Source organism: Pseudomonas sp. P5_A2_2 (assembly GCF_054177685.1).
On record NZ_JBGCUL010001022.1, the window covers coordinates 1 to 1546 of the forward strand.

Sequence of the window (1546 nt, forward strand, 5' to 3'; positions counted from 1 at the left end):
CATCAAGGAGGCCCTCAATGGCTAACCGTCCGCTTCAACTGACCCTCAACGGTCAATCCGTCGGCCCGGTGGACATCCCTGATGACCTGCCGATGATCGACTACCTGCACGAATACAAGAACCTCACCGGCTCGCGCCTGGGCTGTGGTCAGGGCATCTGCCACGCCTGCGTGGTGATCGTCGACAACCCGGACGGTACCAGCGAGGAAGTGCGCACCTGCATCACCGGCGCACACTATTTCGAAGGCAAGAAGGTTCGGACCATCGAAGGCCATGCGACCCGCGACGAGCAGGGCAAGGTCACCGAGCTGAACCCGATCCAGCAGCGCTTCGTCGACGAGTTCGCCTTCCAGTGCAGCTACTGCGCACCGGGCTTCGTGAATGCCGCGACCGTGCTGGTGGAAAAGCTGCAGCGTCAGCCCGTCGTCAAAAGCCAGCTGGAAAAAGTCATCGAGGACAGCCTCGGTCATCACATCTGCCGTTGCACCGGATACGTGCGCTATTACAGCGCCACCCGCAACGTGCTGACCGATCTCGGCCTGGTCAAGGAGAGTTAAGCATGAAGTTTCTACTTAGCCGCCTGGCGTTGGCGGTTGGTCTGGCTGCGCCTGTGGTGGCGGCTCACGCGGATGATGCGCAGGTCAAGCAAGGCGAGTACCTCGCCCGTGCCGCCGACTGCATGGCGTGCCATACCGCACCGGGTGGCGCGCCCTATGCGGGCGGTCTGCCGATCGTGTCGCCGTTCGGCACGATCTACGGCACCAACATCACCCCGAGCAAAGAGCACGGCATCGGCCTGTACAACGATGACGAGTTCTTTGCCGCGCTGACCGAAGGCAAGCGCCGGGATGGCGCGAACCTGTATCCGGCGATGCCCTACACCTCGTATCACCTGATGCCGCGAGCAGATTCCGACGCGATTCATGCCTACCTGAAAACCGTCGAACCGATCGAGCGCGCCGCACCGGAAACCAGCCTGAGCTTCCCGTTCAACGTGCGCCTGGGCCTGATGGGCTGGAACATGATGTACGGCAAGGGCGTGAAGCTGGAGCCGGCTGAAGGCAAAAGCGAAGCCTGGAAGCGCGGCCAGTACATGGTTGAAGTACTGGGTCACTGTGGCGAGTGCCACACCCCACGCGGCTTGCCGGGCGCGATGCAGCAGGACAAGCGCATGACCGGCGGCATTCTCAATGGTTATCTGGCGCCGAGCCTGCTGGCCACTGACCTGGCGGCCCGTGGCTGGAATCATCAGGACCTGAGCTCGTTCCTCAAGCACGGCATGAGCGCCCAGGGCACGATGTTCAACGAGATGTTCCCGGTGTTCCACAACAGCACCCAGGGCCTCAGCGATCCGGACCTGGCGGCGATGGCGACTTTCCTGCTCGGCGATCAGCCGCCTGCGGCGAAGGTGCTCACCGAAGTGCCGTTGGACAAACTGAGCCCGAGCGCCCGGCACGGCCGTCAGGAATATTTGAATGTCTGCGCCGGTTGCCATGCGCCGGGCGGTGAGGGCAAGCCGCACATCGCCGTGGCCATGCGCGGTAAC

General features: G+C 63.1%; 2 protein-coding genes. Both read left to right on the top strand.

The window, feature by feature from the left end:
- The first annotated feature begins 17 nt into the window (after positions 1-17).
- The gene (locus ACXRVY_RS28400; RefSeq protein WP_223457102.1) at positions 18-557 is read left to right on the top strand and encodes a (2Fe-2S)-binding protein; all 540 of its coding nucleotides are present in this window, start codon (positions 18-20) and stop codon (positions 555-557) included.
- Between the two features lie 2 nt (positions 558-559).
- The coding region (locus ACXRVY_RS28405; protein WP_458238881.1) for a cytochrome c at positions 560-1546 on the top strand (987 nt) is incomplete at its 3' end.

Coding starts and splice junctions, on each gene's coding strand:
- ACXRVY_RS28400 (WP_223457102.1), top strand. CDS start 18: ATGGCTAACCGTCCGCTTCAACTGACCCTCAACGGTCAATCCGTCGGC.